This is a genomic window from Novosphingobium chloroacetimidivorans (assembly GCF_014204535.1).
Taxonomy (GTDB): domain Bacteria; phylum Pseudomonadota; class Alphaproteobacteria; order Sphingomonadales; family Sphingomonadaceae; genus Novosphingobium; species Novosphingobium chloroacetimidivorans.
In genome coordinates this window covers 1-18,553 of sequence record NZ_JACHLR010000025.1, presented here as the reverse complement: position 1 = coordinate 18,553, position 18,553 = coordinate 1, and the positions used below count along the sequence as shown (strand labels likewise).

17 protein-coding genes and 2 pseudogenes are annotated in these 18,553 nt (G+C 64.4%); 11 read left to right on the top strand and 8 right to left on the bottom strand.

Annotated elements, in window-relative coordinates:
* Positions 1 to 85 precede the first annotated feature (85 nt).
* Positions 86 to 2,926, top strand: a complete 2,841-nt coding sequence (locus tag HNO88_RS19235; protein WP_184249660.1) for a glycosyltransferase — start codon at positions 86 to 88, stop codon at positions 2,924 to 2,926.
* 70 nt (positions 2,927 to 2,996) lie between these two features.
* Here HNO88_RS19235 and HNO88_RS19230 read toward each other — a convergent pair whose 3' ends face one another.
* The 3 genes from HNO88_RS19230 to HNO88_RS19220 form a co-directional block, all read right to left on the bottom strand.
* Positions 2,997 to 3,941, bottom strand: coding sequence for a phytanoyl-CoA dioxygenase family protein (locus HNO88_RS19230; protein ID WP_312857127.1), 945 nt, complete (start codon positions 3,939 to 3,941; stop codon positions 2,997 to 2,999).
* 160 nt (positions 3,942 to 4,101) lie between these two features.
* Positions 4,102 to 5,244, bottom strand: a complete 1,143-nt coding sequence (locus HNO88_RS19225) for a hypothetical protein (protein WP_184249654.1) — start codon at positions 5,242 to 5,244, stop codon at positions 4,102 to 4,104.
* A 219-nt stretch (positions 5,245 to 5,463) separates the two neighbouring features.
* Positions 5,464 to 6,096, bottom strand: coding sequence for a recombinase family protein (locus HNO88_RS19220; protein WP_184249651.1), 633 nt, complete (start codon positions 6,094 to 6,096; stop codon positions 5,464 to 5,466).
* Positions 6,097 to 6,232: 136 nt separating this feature from the next.
* On the opposite strand from HNO88_RS19220, the gene HNO88_RS19215 reads away from it, so the two are divergent.
* The 4 genes and pseudogenes from HNO88_RS19215 (at position 6,233) to HNO88_RS19200 (ending at position 8,572) form a co-directional block, all read left to right on the top strand.
* Entirely contained in the window at positions 6,233 to 6,418 is a 186-nt protein-coding gene (locus HNO88_RS19215; RefSeq protein ID WP_184249648.1) for a hypothetical protein, read from the top strand.
* Positions 6,419 to 6,641: 223 nt separating this feature from the next.
* Positions 6,642 to 6,818 (top strand): annotated as a pseudogene (locus tag HNO88_RS19210) (Tn3 family transposase); the annotation flags it as partial.
* 495 nt (positions 6,819 to 7,313) lie between these two features.
* A pseudogene (locus HNO88_RS19205) lies at positions 7,314 to 8,055 on the top strand (IS5 family transposase); the annotation flags it as partial.
* 118 nt (positions 8,056 to 8,173) lie between these two features.
* The gene (locus tag HNO88_RS19200) at positions 8,174 to 8,572 is read left to right on the top strand and encodes a transposase (RefSeq protein ID WP_221420115.1); all 399 of its coding nucleotides are present in this window, start codon (positions 8,174 to 8,176) and stop codon (positions 8,570 to 8,572) included.
* Positions 8,573 to 8,745: 173 nt separating this feature from the next.
* Here the strand turns inward: HNO88_RS19200 and HNO88_RS19195 are convergent, their stop codons facing one another.
* Together HNO88_RS19195 and HNO88_RS19190 are read right to left on the bottom strand one after the other, a co-directional pair.
* The gene (locus HNO88_RS19195) at positions 8,746 to 9,306 is read right to left on the bottom strand and encodes a GNAT family N-acetyltransferase (RefSeq protein ID WP_312857126.1); all 561 of its coding nucleotides are present in this window, start codon (positions 9,304 to 9,306) and stop codon (positions 8,746 to 8,748) included.
* The gene (locus HNO88_RS19190) at positions 9,303 to 9,659 is read right to left on the bottom strand and encodes a type II toxin-antitoxin system TacA family antitoxin (protein ID WP_246382085.1); all 357 of its coding nucleotides are present in this window, start codon (positions 9,657 to 9,659) and stop codon (positions 9,303 to 9,305) included. The genes HNO88_RS19195 and HNO88_RS19190 overlap by 4 nt, the downstream gene beginning before the upstream one ends.
* Positions 9,660 to 10,071: 412 nt before the next feature.
* On the opposite strand from HNO88_RS19190, the gene HNO88_RS19185 reads away from it, so the two are divergent.
* Positions 10,072 to 10,698 (top strand): outer membrane protein, encoded by a 627-nt coding sequence (locus HNO88_RS19185; RefSeq protein ID WP_184249642.1) that lies wholly within the window; start codon positions 10,072 to 10,074, stop codon positions 10,696 to 10,698.
* A 45-nt stretch (positions 10,699 to 10,743) separates the two neighbouring features.
* On the opposite strand, the gene HNO88_RS19180 is transcribed toward HNO88_RS19185, so the two are convergent.
* From HNO88_RS19180 to kdsA, 3 genes are all read right to left on the bottom strand, one after another.
* Positions 10,744 to 11,034, bottom strand: a complete 291-nt coding sequence (locus HNO88_RS19180) for a hypothetical protein (RefSeq protein WP_184249639.1) — start codon at positions 11,032 to 11,034, stop codon at positions 10,744 to 10,746.
* 75 nt (positions 11,035 to 11,109) lie between these two features.
* Positions 11,110 to 12,138 (bottom strand): phytanoyl-CoA dioxygenase family protein, encoded by a 1,029-nt coding sequence (locus tag HNO88_RS19175; protein WP_184249636.1) that lies wholly within the window; start codon positions 12,136 to 12,138, stop codon positions 11,110 to 11,112.
* Positions 12,139 to 12,198: 60 nt separating this feature from the next.
* Positions 12,199 to 13,035 (bottom strand): 3-deoxy-8-phosphooctulonate synthase, encoded by an 837-nt coding sequence (gene kdsA, locus HNO88_RS19170; protein ID WP_184249633.1) that lies wholly within the window; start codon positions 13,033 to 13,035, stop codon positions 12,199 to 12,201.
* A gap of 199 nt (positions 13,036 to 13,234) precedes the next feature.
* On the opposite strand from kdsA, the gene HNO88_RS19165 reads away from it, so the two are divergent.
* The 5 genes from HNO88_RS19165 to HNO88_RS19145 form a co-directional block, all read left to right on the top strand.
* Complete coding sequence (locus HNO88_RS19165) at positions 13,235 to 14,227, top strand: KpsF/GutQ family sugar-phosphate isomerase (RefSeq protein ID WP_184249629.1); 993 nt, start codon at positions 13,235 to 13,237, stop codon at positions 14,225 to 14,227.
* On the top strand, positions 14,220 to 15,041 hold the full coding sequence (locus HNO88_RS19160; RefSeq protein ID WP_184249626.1) for a 3-deoxy-manno-octulosonate cytidylyltransferase: 822 nt from the start codon (positions 14,220 to 14,222) through the stop codon (positions 15,039 to 15,041). The genes HNO88_RS19165 and HNO88_RS19160 overlap by 8 nt, the downstream gene beginning before the upstream one ends.
* 43 nt (positions 15,042 to 15,084) lie before the next feature.
* Positions 15,085 to 15,690 (top strand): histidine phosphatase family protein, encoded by a 606-nt coding sequence (locus HNO88_RS19155; protein WP_184249623.1) that lies wholly within the window; start codon positions 15,085 to 15,087, stop codon positions 15,688 to 15,690.
* The gene (locus tag HNO88_RS19150; protein ID WP_184249620.1) at positions 15,687 to 17,363 is read left to right on the top strand and encodes a capsular polysaccharide export protein, LipB/KpsS family; all 1,677 of its coding nucleotides are present in this window, start codon (positions 15,687 to 15,689) and stop codon (positions 17,361 to 17,363) included. The genes HNO88_RS19155 and HNO88_RS19150 overlap by 4 nt, the downstream gene beginning before the upstream one ends.
* Positions 17,360 to 18,553: glycosyltransferase family 4 protein (locus tag HNO88_RS19145; RefSeq protein WP_184249617.1), on the top strand; the 1,194-nt coding region annotated here is incomplete at its 3' end. The genes HNO88_RS19150 and HNO88_RS19145, both read left to right, overlap by 4 nt.

Genomic DNA, 18,553 nt, shown 5'->3' with positions numbered 1-18,553 from the left:
TTGCACCTGATCCTTCCGCGAGACACGGTGCCGCGAAGGTGGCCAAAAACGACCTGCCGTTGCTAACTGTTGACCGTTAAACCGATTGAAAATACGTAGATTCAACGAAGGTTCAGCGGACGGCTACCGCTTGCCCTGTCGCACAAGGCCTAGAGCATTCATGCAATTTCATATTGATCGCAGTGACGGTGGATGGAACCAGCTCACCCCCCGCCAAATCGAGACTGCGTATGCAAGCTTCGACACCGACTATTACCTGAGTTCCAATTGCGATCTCGAATTGCGATCTCAAAGTGCGTTTGAACACTACCTGGCGCGAGGCTGGCGGCAGGGCCGCAACCCCAATGGGTTTTTCCGTACTTTAGATTACCTGATCGCGCACCCCCACCTCATCAGCAGCGGCCAGCATCCTTTTCTACATCATTTGTTCGGAGAGAGCCTCGCCGAGGTTGTTGACCGGGCCCTCGCGCCGACGCAGCACGACGCGGCGCAGCATGAGGCAACGGGAGACCTGCAACTTCCGGTGCTCACGCAGCCTCATCACAGGGCAGAGGCCGAGCTGACACCGCATGTCGGCGCCATCAAGCCTCTTTCCGAAGAAGAAGCACTTCGCGGCTTGTCGCAAGAAGAGATCGCTCGCCTTCAGGCGGAGTTTGACTCAGGGTTCTACCTTGCCCAGTATCCCGATGTGCGGATCTTGGAAACCGATCCGTTTATGCACTACATGACTCTGGGGTGGCTTGAGCGGCGCAATCCCAGCTCAGACTTTTCGACGAAGTTCTATCTGGATCTTTATACCGACATCGCGGCTTCGGGGATGAACCCGTTCGTTCACTGGGCGCTTCATGGCAAGCAGGAACTGCGCGCAGCGATCTCCTTCCGCCAGAAGATGGCGAAGCGGCACTATTCGCCCAAGGTCTCGGCCATCGTCCCCAACTACAACCATGGCCGGTTTTTGGCGCAACGCCTCGATTCCATTCTCTCGCAGACCTATCCGAATATCGAGATCACCGTCCTGGACGACTGCTCGAGCGACAACAGCCGGGAGGTCATCGACGGCTATGTCGAACGATACCCTGGGCGTATCCGGACGATGTACAACGAGACCAACTCAGGCGGGGTCTTCAACCAGTGGCGCAAGGGCGTGAGCGGCGTCGACGGCGAACTTGTATGGATCTGTGAGAGCGACGATTTCTGCGAGCCTGACTTCGTGGAGAAGCTGGTACCGAACTTCGCCGACGACAGCGTGCAGATGGCGTTCGGACGCATCCTGGAAACCGACATCGACGGTGCGGCCAACCTGTGGCTGGATACCTACCGTGAGCATGCCGAAGCAGGGATCTGGGGTGCTCACCTGGTTCGCCCCGCAGCAGACTGGTTCGCCCATGGCTTCGGCGTCAGCAACCTGATCGCCAATGTCGGCGGGTGCCTGTTCCGCCGTTCCCCGATCCCCTTGCACGTCTGGCAAGAGGCCGCGACGTACCGCGTCGTGGGCGATTGGTACCTGTACCTGCAGATTGCCGGCGGCGGTCAGATCGCCTGGGAACCGGAGGCGATCTCGTACTTCCGGCGCCATGGCTCGAACACGTCGTCAAGCTCGTTCAACGGCACCAGGTTCTATTCGGAACTTGAGCGGGTGATGATCGAGATGCGCAAGACGTGGGACATTCCCCACTCCACGGTCATCAAGTTCTACAACAACATTCTCGAGCAGTATCGCTATTTCAGTGTCGAGGAGGTCCACGGGTCCCTTGATCTGCACTGCAACCTGAACAAGATGCTCGCCGTCACGCGCCAGCGCAGGCATATCCTCCTGGCGATGCTGGGCTTTGTCCCAGGTGGTGGCGAGAACTTCCCAATCCAACTCGCCAATAGCCTGATCGAGGCCGGATGGATTGTCTCCATGCTCATCTTCGTGTCCGACGAGATGAACGAGCACATGCGCGCTTCGCTCAATCCCGCCGTGTCGGTCTATGACGCTGCCTGGGTTACCGAATACAATTGCGAGCGGTTCATTCGCGAGACAGGCGTATCGCTGATCCATTCGCACACCGTTGGCGCCGAAATGCATTTCTACCACATGTGGAATCTGGATCCCCAGATACCCTATCTGGTGACCCTCCACGGCTCTTATGAAGCCTCGGACATTCCGCCCGAGATGATGGTCCGGATCACGGAATCCGTCGACCATTTCGTGTACACCGCGGACAAGAACCTGTTGCCACTTGAAGGTCAGGGTATCGCGGCCGATCGCTTTACCAAGATGGCGAATGCAATGCCGATCGACCCTCTGCCCTTTCCACAGACCCGGCAGGAAATGGGCATCAGCGAAGATGCGATCGTCTTCACGCTGGTTGCGCGCGGGATCAAGCGCAAGGGCTGGCGCGCGGCGATCGAGGCGTTCTGCAAGCTTCGGAAACGCAACCCGGGCCGACCCATGCACTTGTGCCTCGTTGGCGAGGGCGACGAGCCGACGGCGCATCGCATGGTCCATGGCAACGATCCGGACATCAGCTTCCTGGGATACCAGGCGCGGATACATGGCCTCTATCGCCTGAGCGACGTGGCGATCGTGCCCACCCGCTTCGCAGGAGAATCCTATCCCCTGTGCATCATACAGGCCCTACAGGTCGGCACTCCGGTCGTCGCCACCGATGTCGGCGAGATCAGCAACATGATCGAGAATGAAGCGGGCGTACGTGGCGGCCTCATCGTCAAGGCGGTGCGCGACACGGATCGTTTCATCGACGCCTTCGCCGAAGGCATGCAGTCCATACTGGACGATCGCATGCGTCACGACTTGGCGCAGAACGCTCAGGAGCTCGGCCACAAGTACGACATGGCGCCACTCGTCGGTATCTACGGCGACCTTTACTCACGGACCATCGTGCAGTCTGATCCTGCGTCCATCGCGGTTGCCGCATGAGCTGAGGTTTACGCGGTAAACACGGCGTCAACCCCACCAAGGACGTCTACCGCCATACCGGTGCCCGCGATCAACTGCGCGAACCCTGCCACCGCTGTCGCAATCTCTTCATCAGCGGGCGAGAGCGCCTGGGTGATTGCAACACGTCGCCCAGGTAGCTGTTGGCGCGCGGCAAGCCATCAGCGATCGACGATACGGCGCGCATGTCGAGCTGCCCCAGCGCCTCGTCGGAAAAGGCAGGCGTGTAGTAGATGCAATCTTCGAAGTAATAGTGGGTTACCTGCGACCAGCGTGTGAGCGTGTTGTCGCTCTGCGGGCTGCCGCCATGGAGAAGGTTCGCCGACCAGATCAGCGCTTGCCCCTTGCGCGCCAGGAAGGGCTCTTCGATTGCGCCGGTTGCCTCGCGCAAGGCGCGCCAGGCATGGGCGAACGGATCCTGCGCCGATGCCGCCGCACTCCCGAAGCCACGGCGTCCGATCAAGGAATTGCTCAGGACCGGCCAGCGGTGAGATCCGGGCAGGTAGAACAACGGGCCGGCTTCCGGACCGATATCCTCCATCGCCAGCCACACGCCGCACATGAAGCGCTCGGGGAGGCTGGAGAAGTGAACGGTGTCGGTGTGCGCTTCCTGCTCTGTCCCCACGGGGAAGTTCAGCGTCTGGAACGGAAAGGCCCGGCGCCCGTACAGTCGCCCGAGCAGATCGAGGACGATTTCGTTCGCGGCGATGGCACGCACGTCCTCGTCGTATCTCCAGGCATCCTGCAGGCGCCGTTCGCCGGCCGTCTTGTCGCTTTGCGGATCATCGAAGTCGATCCCATAGTGGGGACCCAGATTGGCCTTGATCCTGGCAATTCTGGCATCGAGATCGCCATCGGGGAAATCGAGGACTCCATAACCTCGATGATGCAGCTCGCTGGCGAGCCGCTGCTCCTTGTCAGTCAAGCCCATGGAGCCGAGTTGGCCGGGCAGCAGCGGAGATTCGACGAGCGGCAAGCCGGGGAGAGGGTTTGTCACGAGTTGGCGGCGTCCTTGATTGCGTCGCATGGCGCTACGCGATCTCGTGCCATTCAGCGCCCTAATTTCGAAGCATGGTAACTTACGCGGCGCATGGATGCCATCTTCCGATCATGATCCGGGCCGGTTCGAACGCCCAGGCTCCCCGAGGGCACCGGCATCACCGTGGGCGGCCATTGACGAGATCGCAGATCAGGACGGCAAGGTCGTCCAAAGCCTCCGACGACAATTCGAGTGCAGCGCCATGACTTTCGGCGTATCCGCCCTGCGAACTCGGCAATGCCGCTCGCACGGCACTCCCGCCCTTGCGCGCCATCTTTGCGCCGTCCCCGCGTGACTTGCTGCCCGACGACCCGTACGACACCCTACAAGTCGCAGGGTACTGGTAACTAATGCCGAAGTTATCCTCGAGCCATTGTTCCTGCTCCGCAACCGCGGCGATGACCCGGCGGCGAATGCCGGGTGGCAGCCGAAAGGGCCGGCCGCGAACACCAAGGAGGTTGAGCGCTTCTCGTCCATTGCGCCTCGCCGGAAGGATGGAGCCGGCGGTGAGAAGCGGCCGCATCGCATTGATCCGGCTCAAGAGCGTCAGAGCCTCATGCGACATGCACTTGTTTTGTTGCTGCGAACCTTGCTGTTCGCCGACGGGGATCTGCAGACCAAGGACCGAAAGGAAGTGCGACAGTATGCCCTGCGGGTAGGCGGCCGCGTCCTCGTAGGAGTAGACCGTGACCGAGCTGCGCCCGAACAGCTTGATCGCTGTGCCGATACGTTCCCGGTATAGCGGGATCGGAAGATCGTCGTACAGACGGTTCAGGGTGTCGCCCCCCTTGACCATTTCTTGTATCACACTGCGCACCCAGTCGGGACCATTCCTTACGCCGAAGACGATCTTCCACCTGAGCCCGAACTGCCTGCCCCAAACTTGAAGTCTTCGCATCTCGCTTTCGCCAAGATTGTACACCCCTTCGGCCGACAAGATCAGCATATTCCACTCGTGGCGGTCCAGTTCGCCTTCGATATTTGCGAAGTAAGCGCCAATTTGATCCCGCAGGTCCTCGTTTGACTTCCCCTGGATCTTGTTCGTGATGTGTAACATCGGATCGTCATGGAACATGCTGCATAGCGCATCTGTAAGGTTGGGCGAGATGCTTGGCATCAGGACCTGGTGATCTTGCCGCAGCACCTTGCGCAAGGCGAATAACTCATTCTGAATGTAGGTAGTGCCCGTCTTGGGCAACCCGGCGTGCAGAACGATCGTTCGCTGATGGCGCAAGCGCCAGCGCTTCTCAAGGTAGTGCATGAATAATCGTAATTGCCTCGCACATGTCTAAGTTTTACCGTGGGAATACGTACAAGATATAGATTGGCAATGGGTTCATCGCAGATTCTCTTTCCAAGCGTAGGCTAAGTCTTCGGCGTAGCTGCTCCTGATCGCAGGCAATCGCCCGATCATGCCAACTCACTAACATCGCGCGGATCGTGTTCGAGGCGATCAGCCGATCCTGGCGGAACAGGCGGTTCACTTCGCCTTCCGCCGATCGAGCATTCGTTGCCCGTCGATACGCAACTCGCCTTTGGGCCCAACGAATCGGTAGAGCGTCTGGCGGGTGATCCCGAGTTCGGCACAGAGCTCGGCGACCTTAGTTTCAGGTTTGCCCATCGCCGCTTGGGCGAGGCGCAGCTTGGCCGGCGTCATCTTGAACGGGCGACCGCCGCTCCGCCCACGGGCGCGGGCGGCGGCGAGACCCGCCTTGGTCCGCTCGACGATCAGATCGCGCTCGAACTCGGCCAAACCGGCGAAGATCGCGAAGACGAGCCGGCCGTTAGCGGTGGTGGTGTCGATCGACGCGCCCTCGCCCGCGAGTACCTTCAGCCCGATATTGCGCTTCGTAAGGTCGCCGACCAAGTTGACGAGGTGGCGCAGGTCGCGCCCCAACCGGTCGAGCTTCCACACGATCAGCGTGTCGCCATGGCGCAACGCCTTGATACACGCCTCTAGCCCCAGCCGATCGTCGCGCTTGCCCGATGCGGCATCGGTATAGAGGTGATGCTCCAGATCGACCCCGGCCTTCGCCAGCGCGTCGCGCTGTAGGTCGATGGCCTGGCTGCCGTCAGCCTTCGATACGCGCGCATAACCGATCAGCGCCGTCACTTTAACGTGCGTCCACGTGACAGATGATAGCAGCGCCGCAAGTCGGCACCTTTCTGTCACTTAACCAGTCACTCCCGCTGTGTCGCGCCAACGTTCTCATGGCAAGATTGTGTGACAGCAAGGGAGCAGGGTCAAGATGATTGCGCGGTTCCTGTCGCCAGCGCAGCGCGTCACAATGTTCGATCCGCCATCGGACCCCGCTACGATCAAGCGGCTGTACAAGTTCGGCCCCCAACGTTCTGGTCAAGGTGTTCCGGCGATGCGTTCCGCCAACCGGATCGGCTATGCGGTGCAACTCAATTACTCCCTTATGCCGGCCTAGCGATCAAACCCCTAGGCGCCACCTGCCGCAATTCCCACGGTTGTGGCCGCCCCAGATCGGCTGCGTGCCCGACGCCTTCGCCGACTATGCCGCACGCGAACGACACTGTGCGAGCATGACGCCGCGATCGATTGCCGGATCGGATTGCGCACCTTCGAGTGCGCTGATCGCGGGTGGTCCTTGCGACCGCCAGCGGGGTGCCGCATAGACCAAGTGCTGCGATGCTATCCATGCCGATACTGTTCGGGCATCAGTGATGCTGCGCAAGTCCCCCGGCTATCTGCGCCAGAACTCCGTGGAGCGCGCTCTGTTCATGCTCGACTGGCCAGACGATGTCGAACTGCGCTGGCGCACTATCGCCGACCTCAACAAGGGCGAGGCCCACGACGCCCTCGCCCGGTATTCTTGAGACGCCACGGCAGATCTTCCATCAGGGCAACAACTTGGTGCTGCCAAGCACGCGGCTCGAAGTGCTCGGCGCTGTCCTAACCTTGTCCGCCCAGGCCGGAATGCCCTTCCATGCCGCGCGGGCACAAATCGAGGGGACACTCATCGCGCGTCCAAGTACCGACAGTAAGGAGGAAAGATCGCGGTGGGCCTGCTTCCGATCCTGGCTCGTCACTACGCGCCGAACGAGGTTATGGGGATCAAGAACCCGGCAGAGTTCGTGACGTATCTTCAGTTCTATCGCCGCCGATATGGGCTCTGATCGCTGGTCATCTTCGCAATCGTGATCTTGCTCGTCATCGGTGCGGGCTATGCAGTGTATAAGTTCATCGACGATCCCGATTAGCTTAACCTGTTCTATGCGGCCACTGGCGTCATTTAACTGGTTAAACTGACGGCCGGTTGGTGCTTCAAGGTGGCAGGAGGTGCCGTCTTGAGTGGTCTACCGATGCTGATGCTGACGCCGGAGCAGATGCGGCGGATCGAGCCGTTCTTTCCGCCTTCACATAGAGTGCCGCGGGCGGATGATTGACGGGGGCTAAACGGCATTCTGTTCGTGATCCGCAATGGCCTGCGCTGGCGGGATGCTCCTACTGGCTACGGTCCGCACAAGACCATCTACAATCGCTTCATCCACCGAAGCCGGGGGGGTGTGTTCAACCGCATTCTGGCTAGACTGTCTGCGCAGGCCGGTGAAGTCGATACGCTGATGATCGATGCCACTCATCTGGAGGCACATCGCACGGCAGCCAACCTGCTAAAAAAAGGGGCTTTACCCCAATGTATCGGGCGCATCCGGGGCGGCCTGAACACCAAGCTGCAGGTCGTGTGCGACGAGAAAGGACGGCCCTTGCTTGTGCACCTGTCGGAAGGACAGACCACGACCACAAGACTGCCGCCGCCGCTCTGAACGACCTGCCGCCCGCCCGCTTCCTCCTTGCCGATCAGGCGTACAGCTCTCTCGCCTTCCGCCGCGCATTGAACGAGCGAGGCATAACACCGTGCATCCCCCGCATGCCAAGCACCATACCCAGCATACCTACGATCGCATGCTCTACCGACAACGCTACAGGATTGAGAATCTGTTCGTCCGCCTCAAGGACTGACGGCGCATCCACACCTGCTACGATCGATGTGCTCACACCTTCCTGCCAGCTATCGCCTTCGCCGCAGCCTTCATCTTCTGGATCAATGAGTTGTGTAATTGCGACTGCTTGCCTCGGACCTCGATTGAGGCGCACACTTCTGGTTGTCGAGTCCTGAAGGAAGGAAGCAGCCATGAAGCACTGTGCCGGATTGGACCTGTCGATGGAAAGCACGCAGGACTGCATCGTTGACGAAACCGGTCGGAAGCTGGTGTCGGAAAAGGCCGAGAACTCTCCGGAGGCGTTTGCCGCGATGCTGGAGCGCTATATTATCGTCAGCCAGTCGCAGGCCTGCGAAATCCTCATGACCATACCGGGCGTTGGTGTGCAGACATCCGCTGCGTTCGCCGCGGCAATGGATGAGGCGGGCCGCTTCCGACAATCGCGCAATGCCGGCGCGTATTTCTGCCTATTGCCCAGACGCCACAACTCGGGTGAGCTCGACTGGACAGGCCGGATCACCAAACAACGCGACGGGAGTGTGCGCAAGCTGCTGTACGAAGCCGCCAACTCGGTCCTCACCCGCAGCCGGGAGACGTTCGCCTTAAGACATGGGCCATGAGAATTGCCAAGCGTCGTGGTCTCAAGAACGCCCGCTTCGAGTCAATGCAACGTTCGCCTTTGTGAGACCCGATACAGCACGACCATGCTTCGGCTCGGCCAGTACGGACAGACAGACCCATGAAACCCTCAAGGGATCAGCACCGCCTAGCTCTGCAATTACAGATCCTGACCCTAGCCGATGAGCGTTCGGACCGTCGCCATCGGCAGGAACAGCCGCAGGCGATGGGACGCCAGGGGGGCGAAGCCGTAGCTGGTGTAGAGCGCCAGGCGCTTGGCCACTGTCTCCGGGTCGCCGCAGTCGAGCACGTCGAGCATCACGACCGCGATGCCGAGGGTGTCGGCGGCGCGGGCGAGGCGGGTCAGGGCGTCGACCAGCAAGTCGCCGCCATAGCCGCGGCCCTGAAACCGGCGATCGACGCCGATCATCGAGATGTAGGCCGCCGGAATACTGCCGTGCGCAGGGCGGGAGCGCGCGAAGCGGTCGGGCAGTTCGGCGTAGTCCACCGCATGCGCGTTGAGGGCGTAGAAGCCGATCAGTTCGCCTTCCGGGCCGGTCATCACGAAAGTGCGGATGTTGTCCGCCTTGGCGAGCTTGTTCGCGGTGCGGCGGAAAAAGTTGTCGACCTGGTCGATCCCGCAGGAGAACCCCGCGCGGTCGTGCAGGGCGGGATCGAGCGGCTCCACGATCATGCGCCCCGGCTCCGAAGACCCGACGGTTTCGGGCTCGGTCACCTGCTGGCGATCGTCTCGCGATGGCGCGCGAACGCCGTGCGCAGCCGGTCGGTCGGTGCCGGCGGCACATCGAGGGCGGCGAAGAACGCCTCATGGTCGACCGGCTGCAAGCTGGTACGCTCATGCGCCGCGATCGTCTCCATGGCCGAGCGATACGCGGCGTTCATCGTGAAGACGGAGTCGTCCACGCCCGCAAGCGCGGCCGCCCGCTGGATGGCCTGCTTGATCCGCGGCTTGGTGCGAAAGTGCATCCGCTCGCTGCTGCGCTCCGCAATCGCGCCGACCTGATCTTCGAAACCCAGCATGACGACCTCTTCCAGCTCGGTCAATATGTACGCCGAATAGGCGTACATATCAAGAGAGCTCCGTGGGTGTACGCGCGTAGCGTCCGCGTAGCACGTCGCCTGGCAGCTTTGGCGCGGCGCGCGCTGGCGCTGCTACGCTGATACGCCGTTCATATCACACGCCAATCCGCTCGAAGTCGCGGTGCTACCCATAGCGTGATGTGTGCCCCCTCACTGGACAGCTACTTCAAGCAGGAGGCTCTCGTTCCAGGTAGAGCCATCACGATCGGCGTCCTGCAGAAACCTGGCCGGTGTGACAGCCGGCGACCAGATCGGCAGCGAAACCCCCTGCGATGCGCGACCTTGCTGTTGCAAGAAGGTCACATGCGGAGGCAATTTGGCCGATTGTGACGTTTCCAAAGCAACCATCCTCGTGCAAGGGCCGTTCGGACACTCGAAATTCGAGGTTCAAGGAGGAATTATGAAGACCAAGGCTCTCACACTCGCAGCGATCGTCGCCGCAGGCTTCGCCGCGCAGCCGGCTTTCGCGCAGGACGCGTCGACCGTCGATCTCGCACCCAACGGCACCTCGTTCCGCGGCTTCCGCCTCGAAGCCAACGCCGGCGGCGACCGCTTCATGTCGGAAGGCGAGCATAACGACAAGTTCGGCTACGGCGGCACCTTCGGCTTCGACGGTACGCTCGGCGAGCGCGTCGTGATCGGCGCCGAGGGCAGCTACTGGCGTCCGGGCAACGGCAACGAGAACTGCACCGGCCTCGCCGACCGCAACTCCATCTGCCACAAGGGTTTCCAGGAAATCGGCGCGGCGTTCCGCGTGGGCTATCTGGTCAGCCCGCAGCTGCTGATCTTCGGCAAGGGCGGCTACGTCAACCGCGAGCAGCGCAAGCGCATCGTCGGCCCGACCGGCCGTCAGCTGGTCTATGACCACTACAATGCCGACGGCTATCAGCTGGGCGCCGGCGCCGAGTACACCCTTACGCAGGGCCGTGCCCCGGTCTACGTGAACGCGCAGTACGTCTACTCGAACTTCCACGGTCACTCGTCGGCGCAGCGCGTCATGGGCGGCGTGGGCATCCGCTTCAAGTAAGCCTTGTCGATCCCGGCCGGCGCCATAGGGTGCCGGCCGGGCTCCTCACTTCCGACTGACGAATGCGGCCAGGCCGCAGGTCGCCAGCACGGGACCGAGCCAGTCGATGGTCTGGTCCAACTTCGGCCAGACACGGCCATCGAATACAGCCCACCATGGCATGTTGGCGCGCAGCCCGGCGCCGTAGACTTCGATCCAGCGGTACTCTGCCTGCGCGGCCTCTCGCCCGATGAAGTAGCCGGATGCCAGCGCGGCCCCGGTCCACCATCGACCGGTGAGCAGACCGACGATCGCCTGCACCGCCAGCGCGACAAGCGCATGCTCGAAATACATCATCGCGATAGAACCCGCAGCTCAGGCACGGGCTGCATGGTACGTGCGAGCGCGCTCACGTTCGGCCAGCGCCCTGGCCTATCCGGCGCCAAAGTCCGCCGGCGTACGGATTCCTACCGCTCGCCAGGGTTGACCGATCCGCGCCTCCCATCTGTCGCGCAAGCTCCACAGCCAGTTGACGCGCCGCTCGGCAAGACCCCGAACGCTGAGCAAGTCCCCGCCCAGCCAAGGCAGGAACGGATTGCGCCGGGCGTAGGACCATAGCTCGACACGCTCACCGGCCTCCACCGCGGCGCCGCGCGCATGGAAGCCAAGCGTATCGGCAACGACCAGCGTATTGCCCGCCACCGCCAGAGGTTCGGGGCTCGCCAGATTCATTGCCGCCAAATCCTGTGCGGAGACCCGAGGCGAACCGCGCGCCGACAGCCGATCGATCGTTCCCGGCTCCGCCAGACTGCGTCGCTTCTCCCAGGCGAGCCGCTCGGGCGTGAGGCGGTGCGATCCGCGCACGAAAGTGAACGGCCCCTGCTCCTCGCTCACCGGGTTGAGGAACAGCCATGCCTTCATCGACGAGTGGAAGCTGTCCGCATGGAGTGTTTCCTGCGGATCGGGATCGGGCGGCCCATCGTGGCTGACGATCGTCTGCACATAATGCAGCGGCGTCGTGCGGAAGCTGGCGACGTAGTGGAATAGCGCGACCAGGTCCTTGCGGTCGAGCAGCTCCCTCAAGGCCGGAACGGTCGCCAGCATGGCCGGGTCGATCGCCAGCCTGCGCGTGATCGCATCGCCTTGCCGCATCTCGCGCGCAGGACCCCGGTAGGAGAGGACGGCCGCGCGCAGAGCGGCAAACTGCGAAGGCGGGACCACGTCCGGGATCACGACGAAGCCGTCGCGATCGAACGCCTCGCGCCACGCGACCGGCACCGCTCGCGCCAGGCGGCGGCGGCGCCAGGCCGTCATCCGCGCCGCCACTCTGACTCGGCCGACATGAAGCCCCAGCGCGTTGAAGCGCGGCGAACCGAGGATGGGATTGTCGAGGAAGCTCTTTGCCGAGGTGAGCAGCTGCAGCGTCCACACGGGCGCCAACAAGGCCGTCTTGATGTTCATCGTGGTTCGCCACCGAAGGTCCACGCGCACCGGATGGCGCACGCCCGCCTGCGGCTGTCGTCAGGAAGTCGCAGACTTCACCACCATATCGATCGCTAGGAGCCGCGCGACGAGAGGCTCGAACTGGTCGAGCGGCAAGGCGTTCGGTCCGTCCGACAAAGCCGTGTCCGGATCGGGATGCGTCTCCATGAACAAGCCCGAGACCCCAGCCGCGACCGCAGCGCGGGCCAGCAGCGGCACGAACTCGCGCTGACCGCCGGAGCTGTCGCCCAGCGCGCCGGGCTGCTGCACCGAATGCGTGGCATCGAACACCACCGGACACCCGGTCTGCGCCATGATCGCGAGGCCGCGCATGTCGGAGACGAGATTGTTGTAGCCGAACGACGTGCCCCGATCGCAGACCATGAAGGCATCGGGGTCCTGGCCCGCGGCGATGGCCGCATTGCGTGCCTTGGCGACGACTTGCGCCATGTCGGCAGGCGCCATGAACTGTGCCTTCTTGATGTTCACCGGCTTGCCGGAGGCGGCGACCGCGGCGATGAAGTCAGTCTGGCGGGCCAGGAACGCGGGGGTCTGGAGCACGTCCACCACTTGCGCCACCGCTGCGACCTGCGAGGCATCGTGCACGTCGGTCAGGATCGGCAGGCCGGTCTCGGCGCGCACCTTCTCCAGGATGCGCAGGCCTTCGTCCATGCCGGGCCCGCGGAAGGAGCGGTCGGAACTGCGGTTCGCCTTGTCGAACGAGCTCTTGAAGACGATCAGCAGGTCCAGGCGCCGCGCCACTTCGGCAAGGGTGTGCGCGATGGAGAGCACCAATTGCTCGCTTTCGATGACGCAGGGACCGGCGATCACGAACAGCGGCGCATCGGCGCTTATTTCGCGGTTGCGGAAGATCATCGTTCGCCACCCTCGCAGTCGGCTAAGTTGTTGATACATGGAAGAACCTGCCGGCCTCGGCAAAGTTCTGCACACCTTTGCATGCAGCCGCGCCCCTTGGAACCAAATGAAACGACTGGCAATCAGGATCGCCTTCAATTATCCGTGATGGCTGTAATAAGCTTTGCGCAAGCTGTTAGAAACACGAAGAACCCTGCGAATGTCCCCGGAAGTGTCATCGTCCCGCTCGACCGCATCGGCGCTCAAGACCCTCGACATCGAGATGAAGGCTCTGGAGCGGTTGCGCGACGCGATGCGGGCGCCGCAGCTCGGCCGCGCCATCGAAGCCGCCATCCACGCCATCGTCGAAGTGCGCGGCCGCGTGATCGTCACCGGCATCGGCAAGAGCGGGCAGATCGCCTCCAAGATCGCCGCGACCATGCGCTCGACCGGCACCTCGGCGCTGTACCTCCATCCCAGCGAGGCTAGTCACGGCGATCTGGGCATCATCACCGACGACGACATCGTGCTGGCCATCACCTGGTCTGGCGAGACGGCCGAGCTGGGCGACATCCTGCACTATTGCCGGCAGCGCGGCGTCAAGCTGATCGTCGCGACGTCCCATGTCGACAGCACTGCCGGGCGAGCCGCCGACATCTGCCTGGTCATGCCGCAAGTGCGCGAAGCCTGCCCGAACGAGTTGGCGCCCACCTCGTCGACGACTCTCCAGCTGGTTCTCGGCGATGCGCTGGCCGTCGCGCTGATCGAGGCGCGCGGGTTCACGCCGTCGGACTTCCGCGCCTTCCATCCCGGCGGCCGCCTGGGCGCGCAGCTGTGCGAGGTGGGGCAAATCATGGGGACGGGCGAAGCCGTGCCGCGTGTCGATCGCGATGCCTCGCTCAAAAGCGCGACGATCGAGATGAGCCTCAAGCGCTACGGCTGCACCGCCGTGGTCGACGAGGCGGACGTGCTGGTCGGCGCCTTCACCGACGGCGACTTGCGCCGCTGCATCGCCGTCCATGACCTCAACGACAAGATCGGCCTGCACATGTCGCCTCGTCCGGTGACGGTGAGCGCGAGCACGCTCGCGTCCGAGGCCCTGCGGCTGCTGAACGAGAACGCGGTGTCGGTGCTGTTCGTCGTGGAAGATAGCGGCCGGCTCGCCGGGATCGTCCATATGCACGACATCATTCGAGCAGGTGTCGTTGCCTGAGGTGGCGAACGACCTGATCGTCGTTCCCGCACGGTTCGGATCGACCCGCCTTCCGGGCAAGCCCTTGCTGCCGATCGCCGGACGCAGCTTGCTGGAGCGCGTGGTGGCGGTGGCGCGCGCCGCGGCCGACCAAGTGGGCCGTTGCGATGTCGTAGTCGCCACCGACGACGCGCGCATTGCCGAACATGCGCGCGCCATCGGCTCCGAAGTCGCCATGACCGAGGCCGCGCTCAACTCCGGCTCGGCCCGGGCCTGCGCGGCAGCGCGTGCGCGCCCAAGCGTTCCGGCATTCGTGATCAACCTGCAGGGCGACGCACCGTTCGTTCCACCGGCGGTGGTCTCGGGCTTGCTCACGACGTTGCGGAGCAGCGATGCCGACGTTGCCACGCCCGTCTATCGGCTCAGCTGGGAGCGGCTCGACCGCTTGCGGCAGCACAAGGAGACCTCGCCGTTCAGCGGCACCACCTGCGTACGGGACGAGCATGGCCGGGCGCTGTGGTTCTCCAAGACGATCCTGCCGGCGATCCGCGACGAGGCCGCCCTGCGCGCGGCCGGTCCCCTCTCCCCAGTCTGGCAGCATCTCGGCCTCTACGGCTACCGGATGGGCGCGCTGGACTGGTTCGCTGCCGCTCCGCAGAGCCGGTACGAGCGGCTTGAGGGGCTGGAGCAGCTGCGCTTCCTGGAAGGCGGCAAGACCATCGCCACGATCGAGGTCGAGCAACCCCTTCATGCAATGTCCGGCATCGACACCCCGGCCGACCTTGCGCTTGCGGAAGCGGCTATCGCGCAATGGGGCGATCCCTTTCCCGGCTAAGCCGAGGCTGGCCTTTCGAGGGCCGGCGCGGCTATGGCGCGGCATGTTCGTCATCGTGCGCCATGGAAACACCTTCGAAGCCGGCGAGCCGCCGCGGCGGATCGGCGCGCGCACGGACCTGCCGCTGACCGGAGCCGGAGTGACGCAGGCCGAGGCGCTCGGCCGCCACTTTGCCGAACAGGGTGACCGCTTCACGCGGGTGCTGGTCTCTCCGCTCCTGCGCACTCGGCAGACTGCCGAGGCGATCCTGAAGCATCTCGATCTCAAACCTGTGCCGGAGCCATGCGACTGGCTGCGCGAGGTCGATCATGGTCCGGACGAGGATAGGTCCGAGGCGGCGGTCTTGGGTCGGATCGGCCAGGACGCCCTCGACGCTTGGGACAGGCACGCCACCGCCCCGGAAGGCTGGACCGTCGATGCGCCGACGCGCCTGGCGGCGTGGCGCGCTCTGTTCGCGGCGCCGCAGCACGGCGCGACGCTCGTGGTCACCAGCAACGGGGCGGCGCGCTTCGCGCTCATGGCGGACCCTGCGTTGATGGAGGCCAGCGCGCGGCTGCCCTCGCTGAAGCTGCCCACCGGCGGCTATGGCGTGATCCGGCGTGATGCAGCCGGGCTGCTGAACGTGCAGTCGTGGGGCTTGCGGCCATGACCGGCACGCCCGTCGCTCTGCTGCGCGCGCCGCCCTTTCCAAGCGTCGATGCGCGCGTGTCCGTGCCCCTCGACACACCGCCCGAGCCGCAGCCGATGGCGCCAGCGGACCTGTTCGCACTTCTGCGCGAGGCTCGCGTCGGAGGACGGTTCTGGGCCGATCACGCGAAGCTGGCGACGCCGGCCGGCATCGTCGTGAAGCCACGCGGCGACGGCGAGATCGCGTCTGAGCTTGCCGGGATGACCCCGCAGCAGCGCCAATCGGCACTGTGGATTGCGTCCGATCGCCGGATGGCCCGCAAGCTCGCCCAATTCGTCCGAGCCGAAAACGGCGCGTGGCGCGGCGACGTCGATCCCTGGTCCGCGCTGGAGGGAGCGCAGATCCTCGTCGCGCACGGCGATGACGAGTGGGTGGCCATCGCCCGCATCCTCGGCATCGAGGTCCGCGTGCTCTCGCCAGGCCGCTTCGGCACGCCCGACAGTGATGCCGCGGAACTCGACAGGCGCGTCGCGGCAGCGCTCATGGCGGCTCACTGGCGCGATCCGTTCACGGGCGCACCCTCCTCGATCGAGGCGACGATCGAGTTGCTGGCCATGTGGCGCACGATGCTCGATGCGAACCGCGCCATCGCCGCCGTGTGCGGCATGGCCTGGTGGAAGCGCGCGGAGATCCGGCGCTTCCTGTGGCATCCGCAGCGCCGGCTGCGCCTGTTCCGCAGCGCTGGCCGGGCCCTCGCCACCGCGGACCGTCGCCACGGCGCCTTGGCGATCTGGCCCTCGCGCGTGTCGGGCGCGCTGATCGCCCAGAGCCGCGACAAGCGCGTGCCGCTGATGCGGGTGGAGGATGGATTCGTCCGCTCGGTCGGCTTGGGCGTGCATCTGGTGCCACCCTCCTCGGTGGTGGTCGATGCCGCCGGCATTCACTTCGATCCGCGCAGCCCCAGCGATTGCGAGCAGATTCTGGCGACGACCCAGTTCTCCCACCGCCTGCTCGAACGCGCCCGGGCTCTACGCGAGACGATCGTCACGGCAGGCATCAGCAAGTACGCCGCCGGTGCGACCGAGCCGGTGCCGCAGCGACAGCCCGGCCGTCGCCTCGTGCTCGTCGCTGCGCAAGTGGAGGACGACATGTCGGTGCTGGCAGGTGGCGGCGGGTTGACCTCGAACCTGGAGGTCCTGCGCCGTGCCCGCGCGCTGGAGCCCAACGCCGAGATCTGGTTCCGCCCGCACCCCGATGTCGATGCAGGGCATCGCAAGGGATCGGTGCCCGACGCCGAGGTGCTGACCCTGGCCGACCGGATAGTGCGCGGGCCGAGCATGGCGGCGCTGCTGGAGGCGGTCGACGCGGTGCACGTGCTCACCTCGCTCACCGGCTTCGAAGCGCTGCTGCGCGGCTGCGCTGTCACCTGCCACGGAACCCCGTTCTATGCGGGTTGGGGGCTGACCCGCGACCTTGGCCAGATACCCGACCGGCGCGGCCGCGCGCTGTCCCTCGACGCCTTGGTGGCCGGAGTGCTCATCCTGTACCCGCGCTATCTCGACCCTGTGACCACGCTGCCCTGCCCGCCCGAGGTGCTGGTCGCCCGCATGGCGACAGCTCAGGCACCCAATCGCCTGGGCTGGATCGAACCCCTGCGCCGCTGGCAGGGCCGGCTCACGGCAGCGCTGCGATGAGCGCCGTCATCCTCGACATCTCGCGCCTGATCTCGCGCGTGCGCTACTCGACCCCGTCGGGCGTGGACCGCGTGGAGATGGCCTATGCGCGCGGATTGCTGGCGCACTATGGCGAGGCGCTGACCTTCGCCGCCGTACATCCGACCGGTCTTTACGGCCGCCTGCCGCGCCAGGCTGCGCTGGCCTACCTCGACGAGCTGGAGCGTCGCTGGTCGAGCCAGGAGGATCATCCGCCCCAGCGCTCGCTGCCATCGATCCTGCCGCAGCTTGCAAGGCTGCTGCCCTCGCGCGGGAAGGCGGTGCTGCCCAATGCCGTCTACGTGCAGGCCTCGCCGCATCATCTGACGAACCTGACCAAAGTGCAGCGCATTCTGGCGCGCGAGCAGGCGCGGTTCCTGTGCATGGTGCACGACCTGATCCCGATCGAGTTTCCAGAGTATGCCCGGCCGGGCGGCGCGGCACTGCACCGCCGGCGTATCGAGACGGTTGCAGTGACCGCCGATGCGGTGATCGTCAACTCGGCGGCGACCGGCCGCTCGGTGCAGCCCTGGCTCGATCGCGGTGCGAGGCGAGCCAGCGTCGACGTTGCCCTGCTGGGGACCGAGCTCCTGGCTGCCGGCGAAGCGCCGTCCAGTGCCGATCGGCGGCCTTACTTCATCTGCCTCGGCACGATCGAGCCGCGCAAGAACCACCTCCTGCTGCTGCATCTGTGGCGCCAGTTCGCCAAAACGCTGCCCCCCAGCGAAGTGCCGCGCCTCGTCGTCGTCGGCCGGCGTGGGTGGGAGAACGAGCAGGTCGTCGACATGCTGGAGCGATGCCCTGCCCTGGCCGATCATGTCGAGGAGCTAAGCGGCTGTTCCGACGCACGCCTGGCCGCCCTGCTGCGCGGCGCGCGGGCCTTGCTCATGCCCTCCTTCGCCGAAGGCTACGGCATGCCGGTGGCCGAGGCGCTGTCGGTCGGCACGCCGGTGATCTGCAGCGACATCGCGGCGCATCGTGAAGTCGGTCTCGACGCGCCAGATTATCGCGATCCGCTCGACGGGCCGGGGTGGACTGCCGCGATCCTGGATCACACCGCGCGGGGTCCGGGACATCGCGAGCAGAAGGCACGCCTGGAGAGTTGGCAAGCGCCGACCTGGGAAGGGCACGTCGCGATCGTCGCTGGCGTCATCGCCCGGCTGCACGGTCGC